The organism is Streptomyces sp. R28 (assembly GCF_041052385.1).
Lineage (GTDB): Bacteria > Actinomycetota > Actinomycetes > Streptomycetales > Streptomycetaceae > Streptomyces.
In genome coordinates, this window is record NZ_CP163439.1 from 3450187 (window position 1) to 3476526 (window position 26340).

Here is a 26340-nt window from a genome sequence, read left to right on the forward strand (position 1 = left end):
ACCGACAGTACGGGCAGGCACTGACAAATGGGGGGACTGTGTTTCGCCTGCTCGTCTGCCGACTTCCGAGGCGCTGCGCGGGCCACTACCCTCCGCGGCGATTCAGGCCGACGCCAGTTCCGGTGCTGTGGTGGCCGGCGTCGTCAGCATCTGGTCGTAGCGGTGCAGGAGCAGCCTCGCCATCGCCGGGTGGGTGCCCAGTGGGGCCGACGCGATCCACGGGGCCGCCTGCGCGCACTCCGTCGCGAAGCGGCCGGGGGCCGTGAAGTAGGAGGACACCGCCACCCTTGTGCGGCCTCGGGCGGCCAGGGCACGGAGGGCGTCGGGGACCGTCGGGGCCGCCGTCGTCGCGTACGCGGGGACCACCGGGACGCCCAGGCGGTTGGCGAGGAGCTGGGCCGTGTGGGCCGTGTCGAGCTTCGACGCGGGGTCGCGAGAGCCTGCGGCCGCCAGGACCACCGCGCTCTTGCGGCGGGTGGACTCGTCCAGCCGGGTGCGCCAGCCGGCCTCGACCAGGCGCGCGTACAGGGCCTCCACCAGCAGGGGGTGCGGGCCGAGCGCGCCGGCCACGCGTGCGCGTACCTGCGATGCGGCGGCCATCTCGGGGATGTCCCGTTTGATGTGGTAGCCGCGGCTGAGCAGGAGCGGGACGAGGATCGCCTCGCGATCGCCCAGGGCGGCGAGGGTGTCCGGGAGCAGGGGCTCGTTCAGCTCGATGTGGCCGAGGTGGACCGGGAGGCCGGGGCGCTGCTCGCGGACCTTGTCGAGGAGGGCGCTCACCGTGCTCAGGGCGCGCGGGTCGCGGCTGCCGTGGGCCACGACGACGAGCGCGGGCGGCTCGGGGCGCCGCCTGCCGTCGAGCGAGACGAGGCTGAGCTGGCTGGCGAGCTGGCTGCTGATCCGGTTCATGATGTGCGCCGTACTGTCGAGGTGGGCCCCCGGGCCGGGGAGGGTCGTGGACTCGTCGTGAAGCGGGTTCGACGCCGTCATGAACCGATGGTGGCGGCGGGACGTTGCCACCCCGTTGCGCCTGAATAACGGGTTTTTACACCGGGTTCACGGTGGGGTGCCAGGGCGGTGTGAGGCGGCGTGACCTGCGCGTTCGAGGGGCGAAGTGAACCTGGTCACGTCGGCGGTGGTGAACCGCGGAGGCTGACAGGGCGTCCCTGACTGTCGAGAAGAGGCGGTCAGCCGACCGGGGAGGGACCCACCAGATGCGCCGACCGAAGCTGCGCCGACCACGCCTGCCGCGCACCCGTGCGGGGCAGCGGCGGCTGGTGCAGGCCGTGATGTCCGGGTGTGTGCTGGCGCTGCTTCCGGTCACCTGGATGTACGTCGTGACCGGGGACCGGCTGCGCACGGCGGCCGACGTGCCGCGCACCGACGTCGCCGTCGTCTTCGGTGCCGGTCTGTGGGAGGGCGAGCCGTCGCCGTACCTCGCGCACCGGCTCGACGCGGCGGCCGAGCTGTACCGCGAGGGCCGAATCGAGGTCGTCCTCGTCACCGGCGACAACAGCCGTGAGGACTACGACGAGCCCGACGCCATGCGCACGTATCTGACCCGGCACGGCGTGCCCGACTCGCGCATCGTCAGCGACTACGCCGGCTTCGACACCTGGGACTCCTGCGTCCGTGCCAAGAAGATCTTCGGCGTCGACGAGGCGGTGCTGATCAGCCAGGGCTTCCACATCCGGCGGGCGGTCGCGCTGTGCCAGGAGGCGGGGGTGGCGTCGTACGGTGTCGGGGTCGACGCCAAGCACGACGTGACCTGGTACTACGGCGGCACCCGGGAGATCTTCGCGGCGGGCAAGGCGGCCCTGGACGCCGTCTTCGAGCCGGACCCCCGGTTCCTGGGGCGAAAGGAACCCGGGGTGACCCAGGCGCTCGCCACGGGGCGGTAGGGGCGCGTCGGCCGCTTCGTACGGCTGTTCGACTGTTCGGCTGTTCGGCTGTGCGACCTCGATCACCGTGGAAGCCGCCGCGAACTGGATCTTCGAGAACGAACAGATGACGAGCCCGGAGAACATCGCGGCCATCGAGCGGTTCCTCGGTGTCCGGCCGGGCAGCTCAGGATCCTCCTCTGGGCCGTCAGAGAGGCCGGCGAGCACGGTGTGACGGTGGCCGCGCGCAGCACGCAGGACCTGAGCCGGGACACCGACGCGCCGGCCGAGATCCTCACCGCCGTCGTGGCCGCCCACCGCCGGGAACCGGCAGACGGCCAGGACAGCCGGGACGGCCTGGCGGCGCCTCCCCGCCGGGAGGGACCCCCTGACTGGTGGTCATCCGCTTCGAGGACGCACGGTCATCCGCAGGGTGCGGGGCCGTACGGTGGCCCGGGCCACGGGTCGGACCACCTGTCCCTCGGCGAGTTCCAGCCGTGCCGTCCGCAGGATCGTCGCGATCGCCGTGATCATTTCGGCGAGGGCGAAGCGGTCTCCGATGCATTTGTGCTTGCCGTCCCCGAAGGGCAGGAACGCGCCCAGCGGGGGCTCCTGGGCCTCGCCCCGCCACCGCTCCGGATCGAAGGTGAGCGGGTCGGGAAAGAGCTCGGGATCGCGGTGCAGGGCGTGCTGGCAGTAGGCCAGCTCGGTGTCGGCGGGCAGGGTCCACTCGCCGAGCCGGGTCTCGGTGGTCGTGCGGCGCGTGACGAGCCAGCCGGTGTGGTGCAGCCTCAGGGTCTCGGTGATCACCCGGTTCAGGTAAGGCAGACGGGTCAGGTCGTCGAAGGCGACCGGCCGCTCGCCGACGACCTCGTCCAGCTCGGCCAGGACGCGGGCCTCGATCTCCGGCTGACGGGCGAGTTCGTACAGGATCCAGGACAGCACCGAAGCGGTGGTCTCGGTGCCGGCCACGGCCAGGGTGAGGATCTCGGAACAGATCTGATGCCCGGTCAGCGGTTGGCCGGTCTCCTCGTCGACGGCGCGCAGCAGCATGGACAGCATGTCCCCGGTGTCGTGCCCGGAGGCCTGCAGTTCGTCGACGGCGGTGTTGATGGTGGCGCGTACGGCGGCTCGGGCCCGGTCGAAGCGGCGGTTGAAGGCAAGCGGGAGGCGCTCGACCCAGTCGGGCAGCATGATGCGGGCGCCGACGCCGTTCATCACCACCGACAGGTCGCTGCGCAACTGGCGGAAGGTGGCCTCGTCGAGGCTGCCCGAGAACACGGTCTTCGCGAGCATGTTGAGGCTGAGCTGAACCATCGCCTCGCGCACGTCGAGCGTCTGACCGGGTTTCCAGGCGGCGACGGCGGCGGTCACCTCGGCGCGCATGATGTCGACGTAGCGAGTGATCTCGGTGTGGGCGAACGCCGGCTGGAGCTGACGGCGCTTGCGTACATGGGTCCGGCCGGCGGCGGTGACCACGCTGTCGCCCAGCAGCTGGCCCATCTTGTCGAAGAACCGTCCCTTGTCCAGGGTCGGTGCGAGAGCCTTCAGCATCTGGTGGATCAGGGTCGGATCCTGCACCACGACGGTCCGCGTGCCGGGTTGCAGGACGATCTCGATCAGGGGTTCCCCCGTCTCTCGCAGCGAGGCGATGAAACCGAGGTTGTCGCGCATCTTCAGGGCGTGACCAAGGAGAGGAAACGATCCTGCAGCCCGGGGGATGGGGGGAGGCGCAGTCAGCGTTGTCACGGTGATCCCTTCACGGCGGTCCGAGGTGCCCGTATTACTTCCCTGACTTTTCCCCAATGGAACGTGTTCTGCGCCACGGGTGAGGGACAAGTGGTGAGAGGGCCACGTGAGTTCCGGTCACAGCGGGCGGGCGTGCCGGATGGCTGCCGTGAACGAGCGTGGGTGAGGGCCGCGGGTGTGGCCGGCGGTCGTAGGCACCGCCGGCCGCACCCACGGCAAAATCCTCAGCGCCCCTTGAAGACGGGCGCCCGTTTCTCCAGGAACGCGGTCATGCCCTCCTTCTGGTCCTCGGTCGCGAACAGGGCGTGAAAGACGCGGCGTTCGAAGAGGAGGCCGTCGCGCAGGCCGGTTTCGAGGGCCTGGTCGACGCACTCGCGGGCCGCCGTGACGGCCGCGCGGCCGTACGAGGCGATCGTCGCCGCCGCTCGCAGGCCCTCCGGCAGGACCTGGTCGTCCGGGACGACCCGGGAGACAAGACCGCAGCTTCCGGCCTCCCGTGCGTCCATCGTGCGGCCGGTGAGGATCAGGTCCATCGCCTTCGCCCGGCCGACGAGGCGGGTCAGGCGCTGGGTGCCGCCGATGCCGGGGATCACGCCGAGCTTGATCTCCGGCTGGCCGAAGACCGCCGACTCCCCCGCGATGACCAGATCGCACATCATCACCAGCTCGCACCCGCCGCCCAGCGCATAGCCGTTGACCGCGGCGATCTTCGGGGTGCGCAGGGCCGTGAAGCCCTCCCAGGCCGCGAAGTAGTCCTCGGCCGCCATCTCCGCCGCCGTCTTCCCCGCCATCTCCTTGATGTCGGCGCCGGCCGCGAACACCTTCTCCGAACCGGTGACGACGAAGCAGCCCACCTGGGGGTCCTGGTCCAACGGGCGCAGTACGTCGAGGAGTTCGGCCAGCAGATCGCCGCTGAGGGCGTTGAGCACGTGCGGACGGTGCAGGCGTACGGTCACCACGGCGCCGTCGCGTTCGATCTTGAGGTTGTTCATCTTCAGCTCCTGTGCGCAGAGTGCCGAGTTACGAGTCCCAGATCGCGCCGTACGCCGGAATCCCGCGCCGCTCCAGGCCGTGCACCACCTGCCAGGTGAGCTTCTTGTTGGAGATGCAGATGACGGCCTCGGCGCCGAAGTCGCGGTACGCCTCGTACGCGAGTCGCACCATGTCGGGCTTGCCGTGCCGGGCGGTGTCGCGGATCAGGGCGTGCGGCTGGACGGCGAGGATCTCGTCGACCAGGGCGTCGCCGTAGGTGGTGCGGGGGTCGCGGGTCGCCCAGACCAGGCGGGAGGGGACCTCGGCGGCGAGGAGGTGCGGGAGGCAGGGGCCGATGCCGCTGCCGGTGGCGACGTAGACCACCTTGGTGAACAGGGTCTCTATGTTGGCGACTCCGGCCGTCGTGATGCCCTTGACCCAGACCCGGGAGGGCAGGTCGTCGATGAAGGCGCCCGTCCAGTCCCCGGCGCGCGAGATGGTGAGCCGGAAGCCGGGCTCGCCGGGTGCCGGGACGTTGGCGAAGGAGTGCCACTCCTTCAGCGGGCTGCGGCTGACCGCGGTCGAGGAGCCCGCGAAGGGGGTCTCGCCGTGGTCGAAGCGGGCCAGTACGACGTGCGGGGAGGGGCGTTCCAGGCGTACGTCCACCTTGCGCAGCCGTAACCAGGGCAGGGCGACGCTGAAGGTGACGAGCGCTAGCACCATGAGCGCAACGGGACCGGACGACGACAGCAGGGTGTGCGCCCAGAACAGGATCAGGGCCGTCCAGCCGCCGAAGCGGTGGATCTTCTCGAAGTGGTCGTGGTGGCGGGAACGGAAGGGCGGGAGCGCGGTGGCCACGATCAGCGCGAGGAGGGCCAGCAGGGTCCAGCTCACGGCCATGAGCGGGCCGTTGGTCGTGGTGACCGCCAGCGCCAGGAACCATGCCGTCCCCGCCAGCGCCGCGCCCACGTGCAGCCCGCCGAAGTGGTACACCTTGCCCAGCGACCAGCGGATCTTCAGCGGCCAGGTCGTCGGCGCCGAAGTGGCCAGCCTGAAGAAGAAGTTGATCACGTACTGCTGGCGTACGAGGACGGCGAGCGCGAGGTTCGCCAGTGCCGCGTGGCCCAGGGCCGGCGTCGACAGGGGCCAACCTGCCCACAGGAACGCCAGGTTGGCGGTGAGTACCAGGGCCGCCAGGCGGTTGTAGTGCATCAGGCGGGGGTGCTTGAGCAGGCGGCGCGGGCCTGGGATCAACGGCGGCAGATCGACGGCCTGACGCTTGAGGGACGTGGTCATCGGGCCGCCCCCTGAAGCGTCCGCTCCTCCGCCATCCGCAGCAGCGCCGGTTTGTCGATCTTGCCGCGGTCGGTCTCCGGCAGTGATGACAGGGGCATGACATGTTCGGGCACGCAGTAGTACGGCAGCGCCTCCGCCACCGCGCGGCGGGCCCCTTCCGGGTCGACGTCCGCGGGGCAGACGAAGGACACGAGGGTCCGCGCGTCCCGCTTCAAGGTCACCGCGCGCACACAGCCCTCGACCGACTCCAGCACCGAGGAGACGGAGTCGAGCTCGACCCGGAAGCCGCGCACCTTGACCTGGTCGTCGGTCCGACCGAGGTGTTCGAGCTCGCCGCCCGGGGTCCAGCGGCCGAGGTCACGGGTGCGGAACATACGGTGGCGGGCGCCGAGGAAGGGGTCCGGGGCGTAGCGCTCGGCGTTCAGGGCGTCGTCGTCCAGGTAGCCGGCCGAGACGCAGGCGCCGCCCGCCCACATCTCCCCCACCTCGCCGAGGGGCAGGGGGCGGCGGTCGGCGTCGAGGACGTAGACCGTGTTGTTGGGGGTCGGGCGGCCGATGGTGAGCAGCGGGTCGGACGGATGGTGACGGTGCATCGTGTTGACGATGGTCGTCTCGGTCGGGCCGCAGCAGTTGTGGAAGGCGGCGCGGTGGGCCCACCGGTCGGCGAGCGGGCGCGGGCAGGGCTCTCCGGCGACGGCGACCGTGTGGACGCGTGGGCAGGTCGCCGGGTCGATGCCGGACAGCACGGTCGGGGTCGCGATCAGCACGTCGGCCGTGCGGGCGGCCGCCGCGACGTCCTTGCCGCGGATGACGAGGGTGCCGCCCTGGGTGAGGCAGCCGAGGATCTCCCAGGCGGCCATGTCGAAGGCGACGTTGAGGAGCTGGGCCACCCGGTCGCCGGGGCGGATGCCGAGGCCGCCGGGCTGGGTGAGGAGAAGGTTGGCGACGTTGCGGTGGGTGACCTTCACGCCGTTGGGCCGGCCGGTGGTACCGGAGGTGAACAGGACGTAGCAGCCGTCGTCGGGCCGGGTCGCGGTGCGGGGCCTCGGAGCGTACGGCTGTGGCTCGTCCAGCGTGATCAACAGGTGGCCGTCGGGCAGCGGCACCCGGTGGGCGTGCTCGGCGACCGTGAGGACGACGCGGGTGCGGGCGGTGCCGACGACGTGGGCGAGCTGATGCGCGGGCGCGAGGCCGATGTCCTGCGGGACGTAGGCGGCGCCCGCCTTCAGGATGCCGAGCAGACCGACGAGCATCGGGATCGAGCGGCGCACGAAGAGTCCGACGTGGTCACCGGGGTGTACGCCCTCTCGGGCGAGGCGGGCGGCGACGGCGTCGGCGCGGCGGTCGAGCTCGCCGTAGGTGATGCGGTCGCCCAGGTGCTCGGCGGCGACGGCGTCCGGGGCGGCGGCGGCCTGCCGTTCGACGGCGCGGTGGATCAGCGGGTCGCGGACGGGGACGGTGGGGCCGCGGCCGTACTGCCAGAAGAGGTGCTGGTCGCGGGGAGGCAGATGGCCCAGGGGGCCGGCAGGGCACAGGGGCATGGTCGGGGGACCTCCTGGCAGGCTGTTTCGAGATGACGGTTTGCCGTGCGGGCATGCCCGGTATGTCGAACGCCGTACGGAGTGCACGCGTGCGGCCACGCATGCGTGGTGCGTGTAACGGAGACGTGCTGCGTCGGCGCCGTGCCTGGGCTTCGACTGTAGCCCCGGCTCTTCCACCTTCAACCAGGCGTGATCGGCCAACTACGGTACGGAATGAGACATGCGAGCCGACTTAGGAAACAGCGGCAACTTCCGTGCCGTCCGGCGGCGACTGAGGGCAGGGCGCCTGTGCGCCTCACGGCGGCCGGGCGGCGACGGGGAGGTCACCGTCCCGGCCGCGTAACAGGGAGCCGCCGCGCACGTAACACGCCCGACTCACGCTGGACGGTATGCCGAACTCCGCGACGCCCACGCACTGCCCGTACTGCGCCCTGCAGTGCGGAATGAACCTCACGCCCCTGCAGGACGGGGGTGTCGCGGTGGTCGAGCGCCCGGACTTCCCGGTGAACAAGGGGGCGCTGTGCGGCAAGGGCCGTACGGCGCCCGCGGTGCTGGCGTCGAGCGTCCGCCTGACCTCGCCGCTGGTGCGTTCGGGCGGCACGCTGGTGCCCGCCACCTGGGACGAGGCGCTGGACCGCATCGCCGAAGGCCTGAATCGCACGCGTACGGAACATGGCCCGGACGCGTGCGGGGTCTTCGGCGGAGGCGGTCTGACGAACGAGAAGGCGTACAGCCTCGGCAAGTTCGCGAGGATCGTGCTCGGCACCTCGCAGATCGACTACAACGGCCGCTTCTGCATGTCGTCGGCGGCCGCGGCCGGGATGAAGGCGTTCGGGCTCGACCGGGGGCTGCCGTTCCCGCTGGAGGACATCCCGAAGACCGGCTGCGTGATCCTGGTCGGCTCGAACCTGGCGGAGACAATGCCGCCGTCGCTGCGCTTCTTCAACGAGCTGCGCGAGAACGGCGGCACGCTGATCGTCATCGACCCGCGCCGCACCAAGACCGCCGAGCAGGCCGACCTGCACCTGATGCCCCGGCCGGGCACCGACCTCGCGCTGGCGCTCGGCATGCTGCACCTGGTCGTCGCCGAGGGGCGGGTGGACGAGGAGTACGTCCAGGAGCGCACGGTCGGCTGGGAGGACGCGCGGGCCGCGGCGATGGCGCACTGGCCGGAGTTCGTGGAGCGGATCACGGGGGTGTCCGTTCCTCAACTACGGGAAGCCGTACGGATGTTCTGCGAGCCGGAGAACGCGATGGTGCTGACCGCGCGCGGGCCCGAGCAGCAGTCCAAGGGCACGGACACCGTGAGCGCGTGGATCAACCTGTGTCTGGCGACGGGACGGGCGGGCCGGCCGCTGTCCGGTTACGGCTGTCTGACCGGGCAGGGCAACGGGCAGGGCGGGCGCGAGCACGGCCAGAAGGCCGATCAGCTGCCCGGCTACCGCAAGCTGGACGACCCCGCGGCGCGGCGGCATGTCGCCGAGGTGTGGGGCGTGGACCCGGACAGCCTGCCCGGGCCGGGGCGCAGCGCGTACGAGTTGCTGGACGCGCTGGGCACGGACATCAAGTCGCTGCTGCTGATGGGCTCCAACCCGGTGGTGTCGGCGCCGCGTGCCGCGCACATCGAGGAGCGCATCAAGTCCCTTGACTTCCTCGCGGTGTGCGATGTGGTGCTGTCGGAGACGGCGGCTCTCGCGGATGTCGTACTGCCGGTCACGCAGTGGGCGGAGGAGACGGGCACGACGACCAACCTGGAGGGCCGGGTGCTGCTGCGGCGGCGCGCGATCACTCCTCCGGAGGGCGTCCGCAGCGACCTGGACGTCATGCACGAGCTCGCGGTGCGGCTGGGCGGCGAGAAGGGCCTGGAGAAGGGCTTCCCGACCGACCCCGAGGAGGTCTTCGAGGAGCTGCGCCGGGCGAGCGCGGGCGGAGCGGCGGACTACTCGGGGATCACGTACCGCAGGCTGGCGGAGGAGAACGGGGTGTTCTGGCCGTGTCCGGCGCCGGCGGACGCGGACCCCGCTTCGGCGGACTCCGAGGACGCCTCGCTGGACGCGTCCGCCGGGGCCGACGACCCGGCGCAGGACGACGAGGCCACGGACGACGGGACCACGGGCGCCGAGGCCGAAGGCCGTGCGGCGCACCCCGGCACGCCCCGTCTCTTCCTCGACCGGTTCGCCACGCCGGACGGACGGGCGAGGTTCGCCGCCGTCTCGCACCGGGCGGTCGCCGAGGAACCCGACGACGAGTACCCGGTGCTGCTGACGACCGGGCGGGTCGTGGCGCAGTACCAGTCCGGCGCCCAGACCCGCCGCGTCGACGAGCTGAACGCCGCCGCGCCGGGCCCGTTCGTGGAGCTGCACCCCCGGCTGGCGGCGCGGCTCGGGGCGGCCGAGGGCGATCCGGTGGCCGTGGTCTCGCGCCGGGGCCGGGCGGTCGCCCCCGCCCGCATCACGACCGGCATCCGCCCGGACACCGTCTTCATGCCGTTCCACTGGCCGGGCGAGGGCCGCGCCAACACCCTGACGAACCCGGCGCTGGACCCGACGTCGCGGATGCCGGAGTTCAAGGCGTGCGCGGTGCGGGTGGAGGCGGTGAAGTCGTAAGGGCGGGCGACCACTTGATCGCGGACCGCCCGGACGTTGCGGGCCGGCGCGACATCGCCGTACGGTCGGACGGATGATCCTGCCCAAGGACCGCGACCCCCGGTTCACCACCATCCGCCGCGGGGGGACGCTCACGGACTCCGACCACCGGCTTCTGGCGCTGTGGGCGGCCGCGTGTGCGGAGCACGTTCTGCACCTCTTCGAGTCGGCGCAGCCCTCGGACCCCCGGCCTCGTCAGGCGGTCGAGCAGATTCGGGCATGGGCTCGCGGAGAGATCAGGATGTCCCAGTCCCGTGCGGCGGGTGGCCATGCCATGGCTGCGGCGAGAGTGCTGACCGGAGCGGCTCGGCACGCGGCATTCGCCGCCGGCCAGGCCGCGGTGGTGGCCCATGTCGCCGCGCATGAGCTGGGTGCCGCGGCCTACGCGATCAAGGCTGTGCGTGCGGCGACCTCCGCGGGTGAGGCCGAGGAAGCCGGACGGCTCGAATGCCGCTGGCAGCGCGAACAGCTCCCGGATGCGATTCGCGAACTCGTCATGGACGACCAGCGCTTGCGCAACGACATCTGCTGGTCGGTCTTCGACTGCTGACAGCGTCGCGATCGTCGTGGCTCGTCCTGGCCGGGCCGGCGCAGGCAGCCGCCGCCGGGCCGGCTCCCGCTCGCCGAGGTGACGCTCAGCCGGGCCGGATCGCCCAGTCGCCGCTCTCGATGAGCCTGCCGTGGGCGCGCAGGCGGGCGGCGACGGAGGGGGCGGCGACATACACCCAGGCCTGTACGGCCGTTCCGTCGAAGTCGCGGATCACCTGGCGGGCGATGCGGTCGTAGAGGTTGCGCGGGTCGTCCGGGGCGTACTCCTCCAGCCGGTCCAGGGCCGCCAGGAGCGCGGGGTACTCCTCGGGGCGGGCGGTGACGAGGTCGCCGTACACCGTGCCGCCGCCGTCCCGTTCCTCGACGGCGTACGGGTAGCCCGGGCCGTCGTACAGCACCGCACCGACGAGTCGTGCCGGTTCCTCGGTGAGGGTGCGGCCGCGCAGGAAGTGGTCGTGGTTGGGCTCTCCTGGGCGCAGGGTGCCGTAGACGAAGAACGGGAGTCGAGGAGAGAGGGTCACGGAAACGATTCTCTCCCCACACACACCTGCACGTTCTCACTCTGTTCATGGCATGTGCACGCCCCCTTGAATCTTGGACATCCTCTGCGCCGTCCAGTTCAAGGAGACCGATGAGCCGAATACGGCCGCACATCCGGGGTTCCCGTCTTGCCACGGCGGGTATCGCCGCCGTCGGCGCCACCCTGCTGGCCACCGCCCTCTCCCCCACCGCCGGCGCGGACGACAGTCCGACCAGGGCCACCGCGCTCGAGAACGCGGCGTCGGTCCTCACGGACCGCGCGGCGAGCCTGGGGCTGACCGCCGCGCAGGACACCACCGTGCGGGACGTGATCGTGGACGCGGACGGCACCCAGCACGTCCGCTACGACCGTACGTATCGCCAACTCCCTGTCCTCGGCGGTGACTTCGTCGTCCATCTCGCCAAGGACGGCACATACCGCAGCGCCTCCCGCGCCACCAAGGGCGCGATCTCCCTGTCGAGCGTGACGCCCAGGATCTCGGCGCCGAAGGCGGCCGACCTCGCGGCGACGCTGCTGCGGGCCGCGAACCTCGGCGAGACGCTGAAGCGGCTGACGGCCAAGCCCGAACTGGTCGTCGACGTCCTGCACGGCACCCCGAAGCTGGCCTGGCGGACCGACGCGGTCGCCCAGGACTCCGTCGGCAACCCGGTCGCCCGCACGGTGCTGACCGACGCCCTGACCGGCACCCGGATCGACGCGTGGGACAGCATCGAGACGGCGTCCGGTGACGGGAAGTCGCTGTACGGCGGCACGGTGCCGCTGGAGACGACGCAGTCGGGATCGACGTACCAGCTGAAAGACCCGACACGCGGCGGCACTTACACCGGTGACGCCGAGAACAAGACGGACCTGTGCCTCCTGACCGTCTGCCTCAACCGCGCCCCGGCGACGCTCTTCACGGACGCCGACAACCACTGGGGCACGGGCACCGCGGCCGACCGCTCGACGGCGGCGGTGGACGCGCAGTACGGCACGGACATGACGTGGAACTACTACAAGGACGTCCACGGCCGCAACGGCATCGCCGGCGACGGCAAGGGTTCGTTCAACCGCGTGCACTACGGCAACGCCTACAACAACGCCTTCTGGGACGACAGTTGCTTCTGCATGACGTACGGCGACGGTGACGGCACCCAGCTCGGCCCGCTGGTGTCGCTGGACGTGGCCGGCCACGAGATGTCGCACGGCGTGACGTCGAAGACCGCGGCGCTGACGTACTCGGGCGAGTCCGGCGGCCTGAACGAGGCGACCTCCGACATCTTCGGCACGCTGGTGGAGTTCCACGCCGCCAACTCCTCTGACCCGGGCGACTATCTGATCGGCGAGAAGATCGTCCGGTCGGGCTTCAGCCGGGACGCCCTGCGCTACATGGACAAGCCGTCGAAGGACGGCAGCTCGGTCGACTGCTGGACCACGACGACCGGGGACCTCGACGTCCACTACTCGTCCGGCATCGGCAACCACTTCGCCTACCTGCTCGCCGAGGGCAGCGGCGCGAAGACGATCAACGGCGTCAGCTACAACTCGCCCACCTGCAACGGCTCTTCGGTGGACGGCATCGGCCGCGCCAAGCTCGGCAAGATCTGGTACCGGGCGCTGACGGTCTACATGACGTCCTCGACGAACTACGCGGGCGCCCGTACGGCGACGCTGAACGCGGCGAAGGACCTGTACGGGGCCGGAAGCGCGGAGTACAACGCGGTGGCGGCGGCCTGGAGTGCGGTGGGCGTGGGCTGAGCGACCGGGGATCCGACGAGGGCGGAGGTGCGGTGGCAGCGGTGGCAGCGGTGACGTGGGCCCGGATACGCTCCGCTGCCGCCAGCCGCCTGCCGCCTGCCGTCTGCCGGATCCCGAGCCGCCACGGAGCCCGGCCGGCCGCGGAGCAGTTCCCGCAGCGGGCCGGGCTGCCGGGCGGAGCCCCGCAGGATCGACAAGGAGCACCGCCGGCCGCCTCACCTGGCCCCGCGCCTCCCTCTTCCCGTGCCGATGCCGCTCACGAAAGGGGACAGCAGCACCTTCAACCAGCTGTCCCTCAAAAGCGCCCGTGATCACGGCACCGTGAGCGTGACTGCCCCGTCCCAGGTTCGCTGGGCACTTACCGTCGGACGGTAACGGGAAGGGGTTCGGCGATCATGCCGATTGCCGAACCCCCATTTCGGGTGCGAGAGGTACCACTAAAGACGGCCCGGGGATCTCGTGCACTGGAGGCAACACACTCGGCCCTTGTCAGGCGACGAGTCCGTGCTGCGGCTGTTGAAGCCGTCACCGCCGTAACCCCGGCTCGGTTGCCCCGGCGCCCGCCGCGTCACCCGTTCACACGCGCCACCCTCCGTCCAACGGGTTCTCTTCCGCGACAGGGCCGGAACACGTAATGACCTGCTGAAACACCACCGGCCGAGGAGCCCGCCCTTCCCACTCGACACCCATTCACCCCATTTTCGACGTCCCCTCAGGAAGCGCTCCCGCCCCACTGCCACTTACCTCGGAAGGACAGGGCGCGACCGACGCAGCGGCACATGGGGGTGCCGCGGGCCGTGGCCCCGCTGAGTGCGGAGGAGCATCGATGCGACGTACCGCCCGTCTGCTGACCGGGACCGCGCTGGCCGCCGGCGCCGTGGGGCTCGTCGTCCCGCCCGCGTACGGCGGCGAAGGGAATGGCCTGGAGGTGTCCCCGGCGTCGGTCGTGCCGGGCGGAGAGGTCACGGTGCGCACGGCCGGCTGCGGGGACGGCGCCACGGCGGAGGGCGACGCCAGCGCGGTGGGCGCGGGTTCCTTCACGCTGGCGCCGGACGAGCGGGACGCGACCGGGCGGTTCCGGGTGCCGCCGAGCGCGCAGCCGGGGACGTACGAGATCGTCGCGACCTGCGCCGAGGACGGCCGGCGGGTGACGGGGGACCTGGTGGTCACGCTGACGTCCCCGCGTGACGAACAGGTGTATCCGAGAGGAAGTGTGAAGACGGGGGTCGGCGGCGCTCTTGGCCCCGATCCCGTGCAGACCGCGGCCGGCGTGGCGGCTCTCGCCGTCGCCGCCGCGGGCGGTACCTGGCTCCTGCATCGCCGGGCGAGAGGCGACGGGATCTGACGGACGCCCTCCGCTGTCCGTCCACCGGTACCGCACGTCCCCTCCCCCTCCGGGTCCGACGCCCCTCGCGGCCCGGAGGGGGACGAGGGCGGCCCGAGGAAAGTCCCAGGAGGCTCGCGTGCGCAGTCACCGCCGTCACCGCAGTCGCCGCAGCGTCGGCAACGCCGCCATAGCCGCCGTCACCGGCCTCGCCCTGTGCTCCGGCGCCTGGCTGCTGAGCAGCGGCGCCGATACACACGCCCCGCCACAGCCGTCGGCGGCGCAGGCCAGGGGAGCTGGGGAAACGGCGGAGGCCGGGCGGGCCGGGGAGCCGAGCGGTACGCACGCCGACCCACACACCGAGCCGAACTCCGCCCGCTCGAACTCCGCAGGCCGCAGCTCCGCAGACCCGCATTCCGCAGACCCGAGCTCCGCCGCCCTCCCCCCCTCCCCTCCCGACCGCATCCGCATCCCCTCGATACGCGTCGACGCCCCCCTCATGGGCCTGGGCCTGACGAGGACGGGCAGTCTCGACGTCCCGCCCTCCGAGCGGAAGAACCTCGCCGGTTGGTACGAGGCCGGCACCACGCCCGGTGAGACGGGCACCGCGATCGTCGCCGGCCACGTGGACAACTCCGACGGGCCCGCCGTCTTCTACCGCCTCGGCGCCCTGAAGAAGGGCAGCACGATCGAGGTGGACCGACGGGACGGCGGCACGGCGCTCTTCTCCGTCGACGCCGTCGAGGTGTACGACGCGAAGGCCTTCCCCGACGAGAAGGTGTACGGCCCGGCCCCGCGCCCCGAGCTGCGGGTGATCACCTGCGGCGGCGGTTACTCACGGACGACCGGCTATCAGGGCAACGTCGTCGTCTTCGCGCACCTCACCGGCAGCCGCTGACCGCTCCAACCCCGCCGGGCGAGCGCCCAGGATGTTCTCCTTGCCCCACACCCCGAGCGGGGCAAGGGCCGCGTTGAGCGAGGTGCCTCGCGGCGTCAGGGAGTACTCGACGCGCGGCGGCACCTCGTCGTACGCCTCCCGGTGGACGATGCCGTCGGCCTCCAACTCCCGCAGCTGTGCGGCGAGTACCTTCTCGGTCACGCCCGGCAGCTCCCGGCGCAGTTCCCCGAAACGATGCGGACGCTCGCTCAGCTCCCAGAGGATGAGCACCTTCCACTTGCCGCCGATCACGTCCATCGCCGCGTCGGTCCCGCAGACGTACGCCCCCGGACGTCGCCCGATCGCCATGTCGCCCTCCCCTGCCTCGACGCTTGTGCTGCCAGGACTCTTTCCCGGCGGTAACCACCCACTCCGAAGTACGTACTTGAGCAGGCCGTTCCCCTGCGGCAAGCCTAAGTGCCATGACTGACAACCCGGTTACCCCTCGAACCCCCCTCACCCCCCTCACCCTCCTCGGCACCGGTGCCATGGGCACGGCCCTGGCCCGCGCCTGGCTCTCCGCCGGACACCCGGTCACCGTCTGGAACCGCACCCCGGCCCGGGCGGAGCCCCTGGCCGCCGAAGGCGCGACCGTCGCCGCGAGCGCCGTCGAGGCGGTGGCCGCGAGCCGGCTGGTCGTCGTCTGTCTGCTCGACGACGCCTCGGTCGGCGCGGCCCTCGAAGACGCCGACCTGACCGGCCGGGACCTGGTGAACCTCACGACCGGAACGCCCGCCCAGGGCCGCTTCCGCTCCGCCTGGGCCGAAGCGCGCGGCGCCCGTTTCCTGGACGCCGGGATCATGGCCGTACCGCCGATGATCGGGGACGCGGAGTCGGGGGCGTACGTCCTCTACAGCGGTTCACCCGGCCTCTTCGAGGAGCACGGCGACACCCTCGCCGTCCCGGCCCGCACCCGGTACGTCGGCGCGGACCCGGGCTTCGCGGCGCTGCACGACGTGGCGCTGCTGAGCGCGATGAGCGGCATGTTCGCGGGCGTCCTGCACGCCTTCGCGCTGATCCGCCGGGAGGACATCGCCCCGAAGGACTTCGCACCGCTGCTGGTGTCGTGGCTCGGCGCGATGGCACCCGCCGCGCACAACGCCGCCGACCAGTTGCAGAGCGGCGACTGCGGCAAGGACGTCGTCTCCAGCCTCGCGATGCAGGTCGCGGGCAACGCCACCCTGCTGGCCACGGCCGAGGAGCAGGGCGTGAGCCCGGAGCTGCTGACGCCGTACATGTCCCTCTTGGAGCGGTGGCTCGCCGCGGGGCACGGCGACGAGGACACGACGGGCGCGGTCGAACTGCTCGATACGCGACGGGAGTAGATCCCGCGGACAGGTCCTGTACTCCAGGCGGAGTCGGACTGTGACCGGTTCGGGTGGGGTGTTCGCGATCTTCACGATCGCGTGGCCGGAGGTGCTGTCGCGGACGGCCGAGACCGCGAAGACCTCCGGGTCCGGCCGGACGTCCTCGACCTCGACCTCGTGGAGCAGCTCGCCCTCGCGGTAGCAGTGGACGCGCGCGCCGTCCACCTCCACCCGCAGGTCGTACCAGCGACCGCTGTCCACACCATCCAGCACGCGCTCGCCGAGGTCGTCCGGTACGCCGTCGTCCACGCGCTGGAGCCAGGTCGCCCGGTTGTGCCAGCCGCACCGCACCCGCGTGTCCGGCCGTTTCGGCCGGCGTGTTCCGCGACGGGTCAGGCTCGTGTTCACCTGCGGCTCCTGGTCAGGGTGAAGTGCGGCTGTGCGAAAGGAAATTGATGTGGCGTCAGCGAAGCTGGGCCCGAAGGTTGACGAACGAGTGGGGAGGCAGTGTCAGGGACAGTCCCCGGCCCGTCGTCGTGAGGTCGTCGAAGGGGCGTGGACTGACCGTGCCAGGAGTGCCGGGGGTGTTGTGGTCCTGGGGCCGGTCGGCGGTCAGGATGCGGGCGGTCGGCTCGCCGATGGCACGGCCGCGCAGGTCGAGCGTCACCTCGACAGGTTCCTCCGCGTCGAGATTGGAGAGAGAGACGAGGACCGTCCCGTCCTTGACGCTCGCGGAGGTGGACAGGGTCTCCAGCTCCCCGTCGCCGACCGTGCGCCGGATGCCGTCGCCGCGGACGTGGACGGCCAGTGAAGTGGCGTCCTGGTGGCCCTTGTTCATTTCGAAGACGTGATAGGTCGGGGTCAGAACCAGTGCGTCGCCGTCGGTGAGCACCATGGCCTGCAGGACGTTGACGGTCTGCGCGATGTTGGCCATGTGCAGGCGGGCCGCGTGCTTGTGGAAGATGTCGAAGTGGGTGGAGGCGACGAGCGCGTCGCGCAGGCTGTTCTGCTGGTACAGGAAGCCGGGGTTGGTTCCGGGTTCGACGTCCCACCAGGTGCCCCACTCGTCCAGCACCAGGCCGACCGTACGCCCCCGGTCGTAGATGTCCATGACAGTGGAGTGGCCGGTCAGGATGGTGTCGATCCGGCGGGCGGCCACCATGGTCCGGTAGTAGTCGTCGGTGTCGAAGACGGTGGCGCTGCCCTTCGCCTCCCAGGGCCCGGCGAGCGTGTAGTGGTGCACGGAGAGGCCCTGGAAGAAGTTCTTCGGGGTAGCCTCGCAGCCGAAGCAGCTGATCTGCTGCATCAGCGTCTCGGTCCATTTGTAGTCGTCGCCGGTAGCGCCCGAGGCGATGCGGTAGAGCACGTTGTCGCCGTGGTCGCGGCAGTACGTGGCGTACTGGCGGGCCAGGTCGGCTGAGTACTCGGCGCGCATGTTGCCGCCGCAACCCCAGGTCTCGTTGCCGATGCCCCAGAACGGTACGCGCCAGGGCTCGTCGCGGCCGTTGGCACGGCGCAGCCTGGCCATGGGGCTGTCGCCGTCGCGGGTGAGGTACTCGACCCACTCACTCATCTCCCGGACGGTGCCGGAGCCGACGTTGCCGCTGATGTAGGGCTCGGCGCCCAGGAGTTCGCACAGAGCCATGAACTCGTGGGTGCCGAAGTGGTTGTTCTCCTCGACGTCGCCCCAGTGGGTGTTGACCATCCGGGGGCGCTGGTCGCGGGGGCCGATCCCGTCCTTCCAGTGGTACTCGTCGGCGAAACAACCGCCCGGCCAGCGCAGGTTGGGGATGTTCAGGGCCCGCAACGCCTGGACGACGTCGAGCCGGATCCCTCCTTCGTTGGGTATCGGCGAGTCCTCCCCGACCCAGAAGCCGCCGTAGATGCAACGGCCGAGGTGCTCGGCGAAGTGGCCGTACAGATGGCGGCTGATCGTCGGGCCCTCGATGTCGAGGTTGATGACCGCGGTGGCGTTGGGCACAGACGTACTCCTGCGTCGATGGGGAGGTGCGTTGGGGGCGCGATGGGTTGCGGGGAGTAGGTGCAGAGCGTTGGTGCGGGGCGCGAGCAGGGGTGGCGCGGCGGTTCCCGACCGTGGCTGCCGTGTTCGAGGTACCGAAAGCGCCAGAAACCGGTTTCTTGTAGCGATCAAGAAGCTGCCATCGTCGCACCGGAAGAGTCAAGAGGCTTGCGTCAAGGTCACGTTGACGGACGTGAACACCCGATCTGGCCCATGTCTTTGGGGTGTTCCGAACTGACGTCGCCGACCTGGGCCTGCTCAAGGAGGTGGCGAAAGCTCCACTCCTGCCCCTGGAGACCGTCGGCGGTGACCCAGGCGATCGGCAGCGGCGAGGCCGGCGCCCGCAGGACCATGGTGTGGGGCAGTTCTCCCTTGGTGGCGAAGCCGCGTTCGGCGCCGGATGCGGACGGCCCGGCAGCGGTCCGGGTCGTTCGTCCACGACTTGGGCAGATACAACTCCCGGTCCACCAGCGCCCGCCCCCGGCTGGAGGCATAGGCGGCGAAGAAGCCGATCTGACAGTTCTCGGTCCGCCCGGCCGTGCCGGAGTACTGCCGCTGCACCCCGGCGGAGACGACACCCTTCTTGAGAAATCCGGTGTCGTCCACGATCAGGACGCCGTCCGGGGCACCGAGCCGCTGGGCCACGTACTCCTGCACGTCGTCCCGGAGTTCGTCGGGGTCCCATCTGCTCGGCGACAGCAGGTGCTGCAGCCCGTGCGGGCCGCTGTGACCTGCGTACTCGGCCAGCCGCCAGCTGTTCTTGCGGCCGACCGGTCCCAGCAGGCCCCGGACGTAATCCCGCATCCGGCGCCGCACCTCGACCCGGCCGGACCGCCCGCTCACCCGCAGGAACAGGTCCTCGAGCCCAGTGACGGCCACCGGAGAGAACCGCACACCAACGTCCCGTGACGAAGTCCGCCATCATGCCCCGAGCCTGCACTTCTCGACCCGCCGTCCACAGCGGCTTCCCGGAACCGGTCCCTGAGGCACCGTCAGCCCGCTAGGCTCGAAAGACCGCCTCTGACCAGCGGGAACGGAGAAGTCCCACTGGAGTACTAGGCCACCCACTGCTCGTACGCCAGTTTCGCCACCAGCGCGAACACCACCGTCAGCAGCACGGCCCGGACGAATCCGCTGCCCTTCTTCAGCGCCGTACGGGCCCCCAGCATGCCGCCCGCCAGATTGAAGACGGCCATCACCGCGGCCAGCTGCCACAGCACCGTGCCCTGCCAGGCGAAGGTGGCGAGCGCGCCGGCGTTGGTGCAGCAGTTGACGATCTTGGCGGTGGCGGAGGCGGTCACGAGGTCGAGGTGGAGTACGGCGGTGAGGGCGAGGACCAGGAAGGTGCCGGTGCCGGGGCCGATCAGTCCGTCGTAGAAGCCGATGCCCAGGCCCGCGAGGCCGATGGCGGCGAGGACCTGGCGGCGGGTGGCCGGGCCCGTCGCCGGTGCCGTGCCGAAGGCGGGGCGCAGGATCACGAAGGCGGCGACGGCGAGCAGCACCACCATGATCACAGGCTTCAGCACCTCGGTGCTCATGCCGGCCGCGAAGAAGGCGCCGCCGGAGGAGCCCGCGAGCGCCGCCAGCCCGATGCGTACGGCGAGCCGCACGTCCACGGGCGCCTTGCGGGCGTACGTCACCGCGGCGCCCGAGGTGCCGACGATCGCGACCGCCTTGTTGGTGCCGAGCGCGTACGCGGCCGGGGTGCTCGCGGGGAGGCCGAGCAGCAGCGTCGGGAGCAGGAGCAGGCCCCCGCCGCCAACCACGGCGTCGATCCAGCCGGCCGCGAGGGCTGCGAGGCACAGGACGGCGACCGTGGTCAGCGATATGTCGGGCATGATCGCGACCCTAGGCGGATGATGCGTGCGCGGTCCACGTAAATGAGGAGCATCTGAGGTTGGGCCCGCGCCCCGCCCTGCCCCGACCCGCCCTGCCCCTGCCCCCTCCCGCTTCCCCCTCCCCTCCCCTCTCCCCTCCTCTCCCCCCTCTCTTCTCCCCTCCCTCCCCGCCTCTCCCCTCCCGATCCGACCTCACAGCCCGCCCCCGCCGCACCCTCCGAACCCTCACACTCACTCTCCACCGCCGCTGAGGGCAGCGTTCCCCGCGGGAAACAGACGTGATGCGGTCGGGTAACACCGGCACCGCACGCTCAAGTACATGACCTCGAATACGCGTGTGGTGGTGATCGGCGCCGGACTCGCGGGCGTACGACTCGCCCGGCGGCTCGGTGAGCTCGGCACGCCCGTCACGCTCATCGGCGACGAGGAGCACCGCCCGTACAACCGGGTGCTCCTCGCCGAAGTGCTGGCCGGACGGTACAGCCCCGACGTGATCGCGCTGCCCGCACCCGCGCAGCTCACCCGCGCCCGGGTCACCGGCATCGACCGGGAGGCACGGAGCGTCGAGTGCGCGGACGGGTCGAAGATCGCATACGACCGGCTGGTCCTGGCCACCGGCTCGAACCCGGTGCTGCCGCCCCTGCGCGGCCTGTTCACCCCCGACCACGTCCTGCCGGAAGGCGTCCACGCCTTCCGCACCATGGACGACTGCCTGGGCCTGTCCAAGGCGGTCCGGCCGGGAGTGAAGGCGATCGTCATCGGCGGCGGGCTCCTCGGGGTCTCCGCGGCCCGTGCGCTCGCCCAGCGCGGCGCCCAGGTCATCCTCGCCCAGCAGGCCGAGCGGCTCATGGAGCGCCAGCTCGACCCGAGCGCCTCGAAGCTCGTCCGGCGCCACCTGGGGGACCTCGGCGTCGAGGTCCACACCGACCTGCGGGTACGGGACGTGCGCTGTGTCGGCGGTGCGGTCCGCTCGGTCGAGATGGCCGACGGATACGCCCTCGACGCCGACCTCGTGGTCCTGGCCTGCGGCGTGCGCCCGCGCGCGGGTCTGGCTCAGGCCGCGGGACTGCACGTCCGCAAGGGGATCGTCGTCGACGACGAGCTGCGGACCTCCGACCCGTACATCCACGCCATCGGCGACTGCGCCCAGCACGACGGCAACGTCTACGGGCTGGCCACTCCGGCCCTCGAACAGGCCGAAGTACTGGCCGAGTTGCTGGCCGGGCGGGCGAACGCCCGGTACACCGGCACCCGTTCACTGACCCGGCTCACACTGCCCGGTCAGAGCGCCTTCGACCTCGCCGCTTTCGGCGAGACGGAGCCGCGCCCCGGGGACGACGTCGTCCAGCTCACGGACGCCACCCGAGGCACCTACCGCAAGGTCGTCGTCCGCGACGACCGCCTGGTCGGCGGGGTCCTCGTCGGCGAACTCGGCACCGTCGGCGCGCTCGCCCGCGCCTGGGAGGGAGCAGAGCCGCTCCCCGACGACGGCCCCCTGCTCCACCTGCTTACCAACGATGGAGGCTCCTGATGACCGCCACCCTGGGGGCCACCCCCACGATCGTGCTCGTCGGCCACGGCATGGTCGGCCAGCGCTTCCTCGAAGCGCTCGCCGAGCGCGGCCTGACCGCCACGCACCGCGTGGTCGTGCTGTGCGAGGAGCCGCGTCCGGCGTACGACCGCGTCGCCCTCACCTCGTACTTCTCGGGGAAGACGCCCGAGGACCTGTCCATGACGGACATGGAGTTCATCGAGACGCACGGCATCGAGCTGTACGTCGGTGACCCGGCGGAGACGATCGACCGCGAGGCGAAGAAGGTCACGGCCAGGTCCGGCCAGGTCTTCGAGTACGACACCCTCGTCCTCGCCACCGGCTCGTTCCCCTTCGTCCCGCCGGTCCCGAACAAGGACGCCGAGGGCTGTTTCGTCTACCGCACGATCGAGGACCTGCTCGCCATCGAGGAGTACGCCAAGACGGCGACGACCGGTGCCGTGGTCGGCGGCGGTCTGCTCGGACTTGAGGCGGCCGGTGCGCTGAAGGGCCTCGGACTCACCTCCCACATCGTGGAGTTCGCGCCCCGCCTGATGCCCGTGCAGGTCGACGACGGCGGCGGCGCGGCCCTCCTGCGCACCATCGAGGAGATGGGCCTGAGCGTCCACACCGGTGTGGGCACGCAGGAGATCGTCGTCGACGAGGCCGGTGCCGTCACCGGCATGAAGCTGTCCGACGGTTCCGAACTCGCCACCGACCTGGTGGTGTTCTCCGCCGGTGTCCGCCCCCGCGACCAGCTGGCCCGCGACTGCGGCCTCACGGTGGGCGAGCGCGGCGGCATCACGGTCGACGAGCAGTGCCGTACGGTCTCCGACCCGCACGTCTTCGCGATCGGCGAGTGCGCGCTGGCCTCCGACGGCCGGGTGTACGGCCTGGTGGCCCCGGGTTACGAGCAGGCCGAGACGGCCGCCGCGACGATCGCCGCCGACGAGTCGGAGCAGCTGACCTTCACCGGCGCCGACCTCTCCACCAAGCTGAAGCTCCTCGGCGTCGACGTGGCGTCCTTCGGCGACGCGCACGGCGCCACCGACGACTGCCTGGACGTCGTCTACTCCGACTCCCGCGCGGGCCTGTACAAGAAGCTGGTCATCGGCCGCGACGGCACGCTGCTCGGCGGCATCCTGGTCGGCGACGCGGAGGCGTACGGCACGCTGAAGGCGTTCACCGGCTCGGTCCCGCCGGTCTCGCCCGAGTCGCTGGTGCTGCCCGCCGGCGCCGGGGAGTCCGTCCAGCTCGGCCCGACCGCGCTGCCGGACGACGCGATCATCTGCTCCTGCAACAACGTCCGCAAGGGCACGATCCGCGCCGCGGTCACCGACCACCAGTGCACCACGGTGCCCGAGGTGAAGAAGTGCACCAAGGCCGGTACGACGTGCGGCAGTTGCGTCAAGGTCCTCGGTCAGCTCGTCAACGCCGAGCTGGAGGCCAGCGGCGTCGAGGTCGACAAGGGCCTGTGCGGCTGCTTCTCGCAGACCCGCGAGGAGCTGTACGAGATCGTCCTCGCCCTGCGCATCAACACCTACCAGGACCTGCTGGACCGCTACGGCCGCGACGGCGCCAAGGGCGGCGACGGCTGCGAGATCTGCAAGCCGGCGGTCGGCTCGATCATCGCCTCCCTCGCCCCGACGATCGGCGTGAGCGGCTACGTCCTGGACGGTGAGCAGGCCTCCCTGCAGGACAGCAACGACCACTTCCTGGCCAACCTGCAGAAGAACGGCTCGTACTCGGTCGTCCCGCGCATCCCCGGCGGTGAGATCACCCCCGAGGGCCTGATCGTGATCGGCGAGATCGCCCGCGACTTCGGTCTCTACACGAAGATCACCGGCGGCCAGCGGATCGACATGTTCGGCGCCCGCGTCGAGCAACTCCCCCTGATCTGGGCCCGGCTGGTGGACGCCGGCTTCGAGTCCGGCCACGCGTACGGCAAGGCGCTGCGCACGGTGAAGTCCTGCGTCGGCCAGACCTGGTGCCGCTACGGCGTCCAGGACTCGGTCCGCATGGCGATCGACCTGGAGCTGCGCTACCGGGGGCTGCGCTCCCCGCACAAGCTGAAGTCGGCGGTCTCCGGCTGCCAGCGCGAGTGCGCCGAGGCCCAGTCGAAGGACTTCGGCGTGATCGCCACCGCCAACGGCTGGAACCTCTACGTCGGCGGCAACGGCGGCGCCACCCCGCGCCACGCGGACCTGCTGGCCCAGGACCTGTCGGACGCCGAGCTGATCCGGTTGATCGACCGCTTCCTGATGTTCTACATCCGTACCGCGGACCGGCTGGAGCGCACCTCGACCTGGCTGGAGCGGATCCCCGGCGGCCTGGACCACGTCCGGGACGTGGTCGTGGAGGACTCCCTCGGCATCTGCGAGGAGCTGGAGTCCCTGATGGCCGACCACGTGGCGCACTACGCCGACGAGTGGGCGACCACCATCAACGACCCCGAGAAGCTCTCCCGCTTCGTCTCCTTCGTGAACGCCCCCGACACCCCCGACCCGGTCGTCGGCTTCATCCCCGAGCGCGACCAGATCAAGCCCGACCTGCCGCTGCTGTCCATCGGCATGCGCCCCGCTGAAGACGTCCTGGAAGGAAGCGCCCAGCGATGACCCTGGCACCCGAGACAACCGACCTGAAGGTCCAGCTCAAGCTGGCGGACGACTGGTTCACGGTCTGCGACCTGACCCAGCTGCTCCCCGGCCGCGGCGTGGCCGCACTTCTCCCCGACGGCCGCCAGGTGGCCCTGTTCCGCGACCGCACCGGCGCCCTGTACGCCATCGACAACCGCGACCCCTTCAGCGGCGCGGCGGTCCTCTCCCGCGGCCTGACCGGCACCCACCAGGGCCGCCCGTTCGTGGCCTCGCCCCTGCTGAAGCAGCGCTTCGACCTGGAGAACGGGCAGTGCCTGGACGACGAGGCGGTGCGGATCTCGGCGTACGAGGTGCGGGCGGCGTAGCCCTAGCTCCACCCGCGAGTTTCTTGACCGATCGTTCTTGTTGAACCTAGGCTGCGTCACATGGCCAGGACCAAGGAGTTCGATCCCGAAGCCGCGCTGCAGGCAGCCCTTGAGCTGTTCTGGCAGCGCGGCTTCGAGGCGACGTCGATGTCCGACCTCGTCGAGCATCTCGGCGTCGGCCGCGCCAGCATCTACGCGACCTTCGGCAACAAGCACGAGCTGTACCTGAAGGCGCTGGAGCGCTACGACCGGGCCGGGCTCCCGCCGATCGTCCGCGAACTGTCCCGGCCGGGGCCCGCACTGCCGGCCGTCCGAGCGGTCGTACGGCGGTACGCGGCCGAGGCCGCAGACGTCCAACTACGCCTGAACGGCTGCCTGGTCACCAACACGGCGGCGGAACTCGCCCCGCACGACCCGGCCGCGGCCCGGCAGGTGGAGCGCAACTGGGACCAGCTGGAGACCGTGCTGCACTCGGCGCTGGCCCGCGCGCAGGCACAGGGCGAACTGCCCGCCGACCGCGACCCGCTCACCCTCGCGCGCATGCTGCTGGTCCTGCTGCAGGGCCTGCGGGTGGTCGGCAAGGCGTCGTCGGACCCGGCGCGGGTACGGGACGCGGCGGAGCAGGCACTGGCCCTGCTGGACTGAAGAGCACTCGAGCACCTCGCACCGGGGTGCTTTTCCTTGCCCTGATACTGAACCGATCGGTCAAGAAAAAGGGGAGATCATGACCACCGCACTGAACCACCGCACCCGCTTCACGGACCGGACCGCCCTGGTCACCGGCGCCGGCTCCGGCATCGGACGGGCCATCGCCCTCGCGCTCGCCGCCGAGGGCGCGAACGTCGTCGTGGCCGGGCGCAGGCGGGACCCGCTGGACGAGACGGTCACCCTGATCGAAGGAGCGGGCGGCAAGGCGCTGGCCGTCACGGCGGACGTCTCCCTCGCCACCGACGTACAGGCGGCTGTGGCCGCCACCGTGGACCACTTCGGCTCACTCGACGTGGCGGTCAACAACGCGGGCGTCTTCCGTGGCGGCGCCCCCGTGGCCGACCTCCCCGAGGAGGACTGGCACAGCCAGCTCGCGATCAACGTCACCGGCGTGTTCCTGGCCCTGCAGGCCCAGGTCCGCCAGATGCGCACCCAGCCGGCCGGCGGCGCGATCGTGAACATCGCCTCCACCTTCGGCGTCCACACCCGCCACCCCGGCGCCGCCGCCTACGCCGCCACCAAGGCCGCGGTCTCCGTCCTCACCAGGGGCGCCGCCCTCGACCACATCGGCGACGGCATCCGTATCAACGCGGTCAGCCCCGGCGCCGTGGAGACCCCCATGTCGCTGCGCCCCGGCGAGTCCGAGGCCGACCGAGCCGACCGCGCCCGGGCCACCCTCCCCCTCGGCCGCATCTCGACCACGCAGGAGGTAGCCGCAGCCGTCCTCTACCTGGCCTCGGACGACGCCACGTCGGTGGTGGGCACGGACCTGGTGGTGGACAGCGGGGGGACGGCGTGAGCAC

General features: G+C 71.3%; 21 protein-coding genes and 1 pseudogene. 12 read left to right on the top strand and 10 right to left on the bottom strand.

Features of this window, described 5'->3' with window-relative positions; all coding sequences use genetic code 11:
• Window positions 1-102 precede the first annotated feature (102 nt).
• Complete coding sequence (locus AB5J49_RS15225) at window positions 103-990, bottom strand: sirohydrochlorin chelatase (protein ID WP_369169168.1); 888 nt, start codon at window positions 988-990, stop codon at window positions 103-105.
• A gap of 224 nt (window positions 991-1214) precedes the next feature.
• Here AB5J49_RS15225 and AB5J49_RS15230 point away from each other — a divergent pair, with 224 nt between their 5' ends.
• Window positions 1215-1901 (top strand): vancomycin high temperature exclusion protein, encoded by a 687-nt coding sequence (locus AB5J49_RS15230; protein ID WP_369169169.1) that lies wholly within the window; start codon window positions 1215-1217, stop codon window positions 1899-1901.
• Between the two features lie 378 nt (window positions 1902-2279).
• Here the strand turns inward: AB5J49_RS15230 and AB5J49_RS15235 are convergent, their stop codons facing one another.
• From AB5J49_RS15235 to AB5J49_RS15250, 4 genes are all read right to left on the bottom strand, one after another.
• The gene (locus AB5J49_RS15235) at window positions 2280-3629 is read right to left on the bottom strand and encodes a cytochrome P450 (protein ID WP_369169170.1); all 1350 of its coding nucleotides are present in this window, start codon (window positions 3627-3629) and stop codon (window positions 2280-2282) included.
• Window positions 3630-3853: 224 nt separating this feature from the next.
• Window positions 3854-4621 carry an enoyl-CoA hydratase-related protein gene (locus AB5J49_RS15240; protein ID WP_369169171.1) on the bottom strand — a complete coding sequence of 256 codons (768 nt, stop codon included), beginning with the start codon at window positions 4619-4621 and terminating at the stop codon, window positions 3854-3856.
• A gap of 28 nt (window positions 4622-4649) precedes the next feature.
• Window positions 4650-5897 carry a hypothetical protein gene (locus tag AB5J49_RS15245; protein WP_369169172.1) on the bottom strand — a complete coding sequence of 416 codons (1248 nt, stop codon included), beginning with the start codon at window positions 5895-5897 and terminating at the stop codon, window positions 4650-4652.
• Entirely contained in the window at window positions 5894-7438 is a 1545-nt protein-coding gene (locus AB5J49_RS15250; protein WP_369169173.1) for an amino acid adenylation domain-containing protein, read from the bottom strand. Before AB5J49_RS15250 ends, AB5J49_RS15245 begins: the two co-directional genes overlap by 4 nt.
• A 389-nt stretch (window positions 7439-7827) precedes the next feature.
• Between AB5J49_RS15250 and AB5J49_RS15255 the strand changes: the two genes are divergently transcribed.
• Together AB5J49_RS15255 and AB5J49_RS15260 are read left to right on the top strand one after the other, a co-directional pair.
• The gene (locus tag AB5J49_RS15255) at window positions 7828-10044 is read left to right on the top strand and encodes a molybdopterin oxidoreductase family protein (protein WP_369169174.1); all 2217 of its coding nucleotides are present in this window, start codon (window positions 7828-7830) and stop codon (window positions 10042-10044) included.
• A 73-nt stretch (window positions 10045-10117) separates the two neighbouring features.
• On the top strand, window positions 10118-10633 hold the full coding sequence (locus AB5J49_RS15260) for a putative immunity protein (RefSeq protein WP_369169175.1): 516 nt from the start codon (window positions 10118-10120) through the stop codon (window positions 10631-10633).
• A gap of 85 nt (window positions 10634-10718) precedes the next feature.
• Here the strand turns inward: AB5J49_RS15260 and AB5J49_RS15265 are convergent, their stop codons facing one another.
• Window positions 10719-11153, bottom strand: coding sequence for a gamma-glutamylcyclotransferase family protein (locus tag AB5J49_RS15265; RefSeq protein ID WP_369169176.1), 435 nt, complete (start codon window positions 11151-11153; stop codon window positions 10719-10721).
• A 110-nt stretch (window positions 11154-11263) separates the two neighbouring features.
• Here AB5J49_RS15265 and AB5J49_RS15270 point away from each other — a divergent pair, with 110 nt between their 5' ends.
• From AB5J49_RS15270 to AB5J49_RS15280, 3 genes are all read left to right on the top strand, one after another.
• A complete protein-coding gene (locus tag AB5J49_RS15270; RefSeq protein WP_369169177.1) occupies window positions 11264-12910 on the top strand; it encodes a M4 family metallopeptidase in 1647 nt (548 codons plus the stop codon).
• Window positions 12911-13736: 826 nt separating this feature from the next.
• Window positions 13737-14255: a hypothetical protein gene (locus tag AB5J49_RS15275; protein WP_369169178.1), complete on the top strand. Its 519-nt coding sequence runs from the start codon at window positions 13737-13739 to the stop codon at window positions 14253-14255.
• Window positions 14256-14373: 118 nt separating this feature from the next.
• Entirely contained in the window at window positions 14374-15132 is a 759-nt protein-coding gene (locus AB5J49_RS15280; RefSeq protein ID WP_369169179.1) for a class F sortase, read from the top strand.
• Here AB5J49_RS15280 and AB5J49_RS15285 read toward each other — a convergent pair.
• Window positions 15070-15480, bottom strand: a complete 411-nt coding sequence (locus AB5J49_RS15285; RefSeq protein ID WP_369169180.1) for a winged helix-turn-helix transcriptional regulator — start codon at window positions 15478-15480, stop codon at window positions 15070-15072. The genes AB5J49_RS15280 and AB5J49_RS15285 overlap by 63 nt on opposite strands.
• 113 nt (window positions 15481-15593) lie before the next feature.
• Between AB5J49_RS15285 and AB5J49_RS15290 the strand changes: the two genes are divergently transcribed.
• Entirely contained in the window at window positions 15594-16496 is a 903-nt protein-coding gene (locus AB5J49_RS15290) for an NAD(P)-dependent oxidoreductase (RefSeq protein WP_369169181.1), read from the top strand.
• A 445-nt stretch (window positions 16497-16941) separates the two neighbouring features.
• On the opposite strand, the gene AB5J49_RS15295 is transcribed toward AB5J49_RS15290, so the two are convergent.
• The 3 genes and pseudogenes from AB5J49_RS15295 to AB5J49_RS15305 form a co-directional block, all read right to left on the bottom strand.
• The gene (locus AB5J49_RS15295) at window positions 16942-18459 is read right to left on the bottom strand and encodes an alpha-N-arabinofuranosidase (protein ID WP_369169182.1); all 1518 of its coding nucleotides are present in this window, start codon (window positions 18457-18459) and stop codon (window positions 16942-16944) included.
• A gap of 338 nt (window positions 18460-18797) precedes the next feature.
• Window positions 18798-19353, bottom strand: a pseudogene (locus AB5J49_RS15300) (IS701 family transposase); the annotation flags it as partial.
• 200 nt (window positions 19354-19553) lie between these two features.
• Window positions 19554-20336, bottom strand: coding sequence for a sulfite exporter TauE/SafE family protein (locus tag AB5J49_RS15305; RefSeq protein WP_369169183.1), 783 nt, complete (start codon window positions 20334-20336; stop codon window positions 19554-19556).
• A gap of 319 nt (window positions 20337-20655) precedes the next feature.
• Here AB5J49_RS15305 and AB5J49_RS15310 point away from each other — a divergent pair, with 319 nt between their 5' ends.
• The 5 genes from AB5J49_RS15310 (at window position 20656) to AB5J49_RS15330 (ending at window position 26336) form a co-directional block, all read left to right on the top strand.
• Complete coding sequence (locus tag AB5J49_RS15310) at window positions 20656-21867, top strand: NAD(P)/FAD-dependent oxidoreductase (RefSeq protein WP_369169184.1); 1212 nt, start codon at window positions 20656-20658, stop codon at window positions 21865-21867.
• Complete coding sequence (gene nirB, locus AB5J49_RS15315; protein ID WP_369169185.1) at window positions 21867-24482, top strand: nitrite reductase large subunit NirB; 2616 nt, start codon at window positions 21867-21869, stop codon at window positions 24480-24482. Before AB5J49_RS15310 ends, nirB begins: the two co-directional genes overlap by 1 nt.
• Complete coding sequence (gene nirD / locus AB5J49_RS15320; RefSeq protein ID WP_369169186.1) at window positions 24479-24829, top strand: nitrite reductase small subunit NirD; 351 nt, start codon at window positions 24479-24481, stop codon at window positions 24827-24829. Before nirB ends, nirD begins: the two co-directional genes overlap by 4 nt.
• 60 nt (window positions 24830-24889) lie before the next feature.
• A complete protein-coding gene (locus tag AB5J49_RS15325) occupies window positions 24890-25474 on the top strand; it encodes a TetR/AcrR family transcriptional regulator (protein ID WP_369169187.1) in 585 nt (194 codons plus the stop codon).
• Between the two features lie 79 nt (window positions 25475-25553).
• Window positions 25554-26336, top strand: coding sequence for an SDR family NAD(P)-dependent oxidoreductase (locus AB5J49_RS15330; RefSeq protein WP_369169188.1), 783 nt, complete (start codon window positions 25554-25556; stop codon window positions 26334-26336).
• Window positions 26337-26340 lie beyond the last annotated feature (4 nt).

Excerpts from the sequence above, each read along its gene's own strand:
- AB5J49_RS15225 (WP_369169168.1), bottom strand. The coding sequence starts at position 990 with ATGACGGCGTCGAACCCGCTTCACGACGAGTCCACGACCCTCCCCGGC.
- AB5J49_RS15230 (WP_369169169.1), top strand. The coding sequence starts at position 1,215 with ATGCGCCGACCGAAGCTGCGCCGACCACGCCTGCCGCGCACCCGTGCG.
- AB5J49_RS15240 (WP_369169171.1), bottom strand. The coding sequence starts at position 4,621 with ATGAACAACCTCAAGATCGAACGCGACGGCGCCGTGGTGACCGTACGC.
- AB5J49_RS15245 (WP_369169172.1), bottom strand. The coding sequence starts at position 5,897 with ATGACCACGTCCCTCAAGCGTCAGGCCGTCGATCTGCCGCCGTTGATC.
- AB5J49_RS15250 (WP_369169173.1), bottom strand. The coding sequence starts at position 7,438 with ATGCCCCTGTGCCCTGCCGGCCCCCTGGGCCATCTGCCTCCCCGCGAC.
- AB5J49_RS15255 (WP_369169174.1), top strand. The coding sequence starts at position 7,828 with ATGCCGAACTCCGCGACGCCCACGCACTGCCCGTACTGCGCCCTGCAG.
- AB5J49_RS15260 (WP_369169175.1), top strand. The coding sequence starts at position 10,118 with ATGATCCTGCCCAAGGACCGCGACCCCCGGTTCACCACCATCCGCCGC.
- AB5J49_RS15270 (WP_369169177.1), top strand. The coding sequence starts at position 11,264 with ATGAGCCGAATACGGCCGCACATCCGGGGTTCCCGTCTTGCCACGGCG.
- AB5J49_RS15275 (WP_369169178.1), top strand. The coding sequence starts at position 13,737 with ATGCGACGTACCGCCCGTCTGCTGACCGGGACCGCGCTGGCCGCCGGC.
- AB5J49_RS15285 (WP_369169180.1), bottom strand. The coding sequence starts at position 15,480 with ATGGCGATCGGGCGACGTCCGGGGGCGTACGTCTGCGGGACCGACGCG.
- AB5J49_RS15290 (WP_369169181.1), top strand. The coding sequence starts at position 15,594 with ATGACTGACAACCCGGTTACCCCTCGAACCCCCCTCACCCCCCTCACC.
- AB5J49_RS15305 (WP_369169183.1), bottom strand. The coding sequence starts at position 20,336 with ATGCCCGACATATCGCTGACCACGGTCGCCGTCCTGTGCCTCGCAGCC.
- AB5J49_RS15310 (WP_369169184.1), top strand. The coding sequence starts at position 20,656 with ATGACCTCGAATACGCGTGTGGTGGTGATCGGCGCCGGACTCGCGGGC.
- nirB (WP_369169185.1), top strand. The coding sequence starts at position 21,867 with ATGACCGCCACCCTGGGGGCCACCCCCACGATCGTGCTCGTCGGCCAC.
- nirD (WP_369169186.1), top strand. The coding sequence starts at position 24,479 with ATGACCCTGGCACCCGAGACAACCGACCTGAAGGTCCAGCTCAAGCTG.
- AB5J49_RS15325 (WP_369169187.1), top strand. The coding sequence starts at position 24,890 with ATGGCCAGGACCAAGGAGTTCGATCCCGAAGCCGCGCTGCAGGCAGCC.
- AB5J49_RS15330 (WP_369169188.1), top strand. The coding sequence starts at position 25,554 with ATGACCACCGCACTGAACCACCGCACCCGCTTCACGGACCGGACCGCC.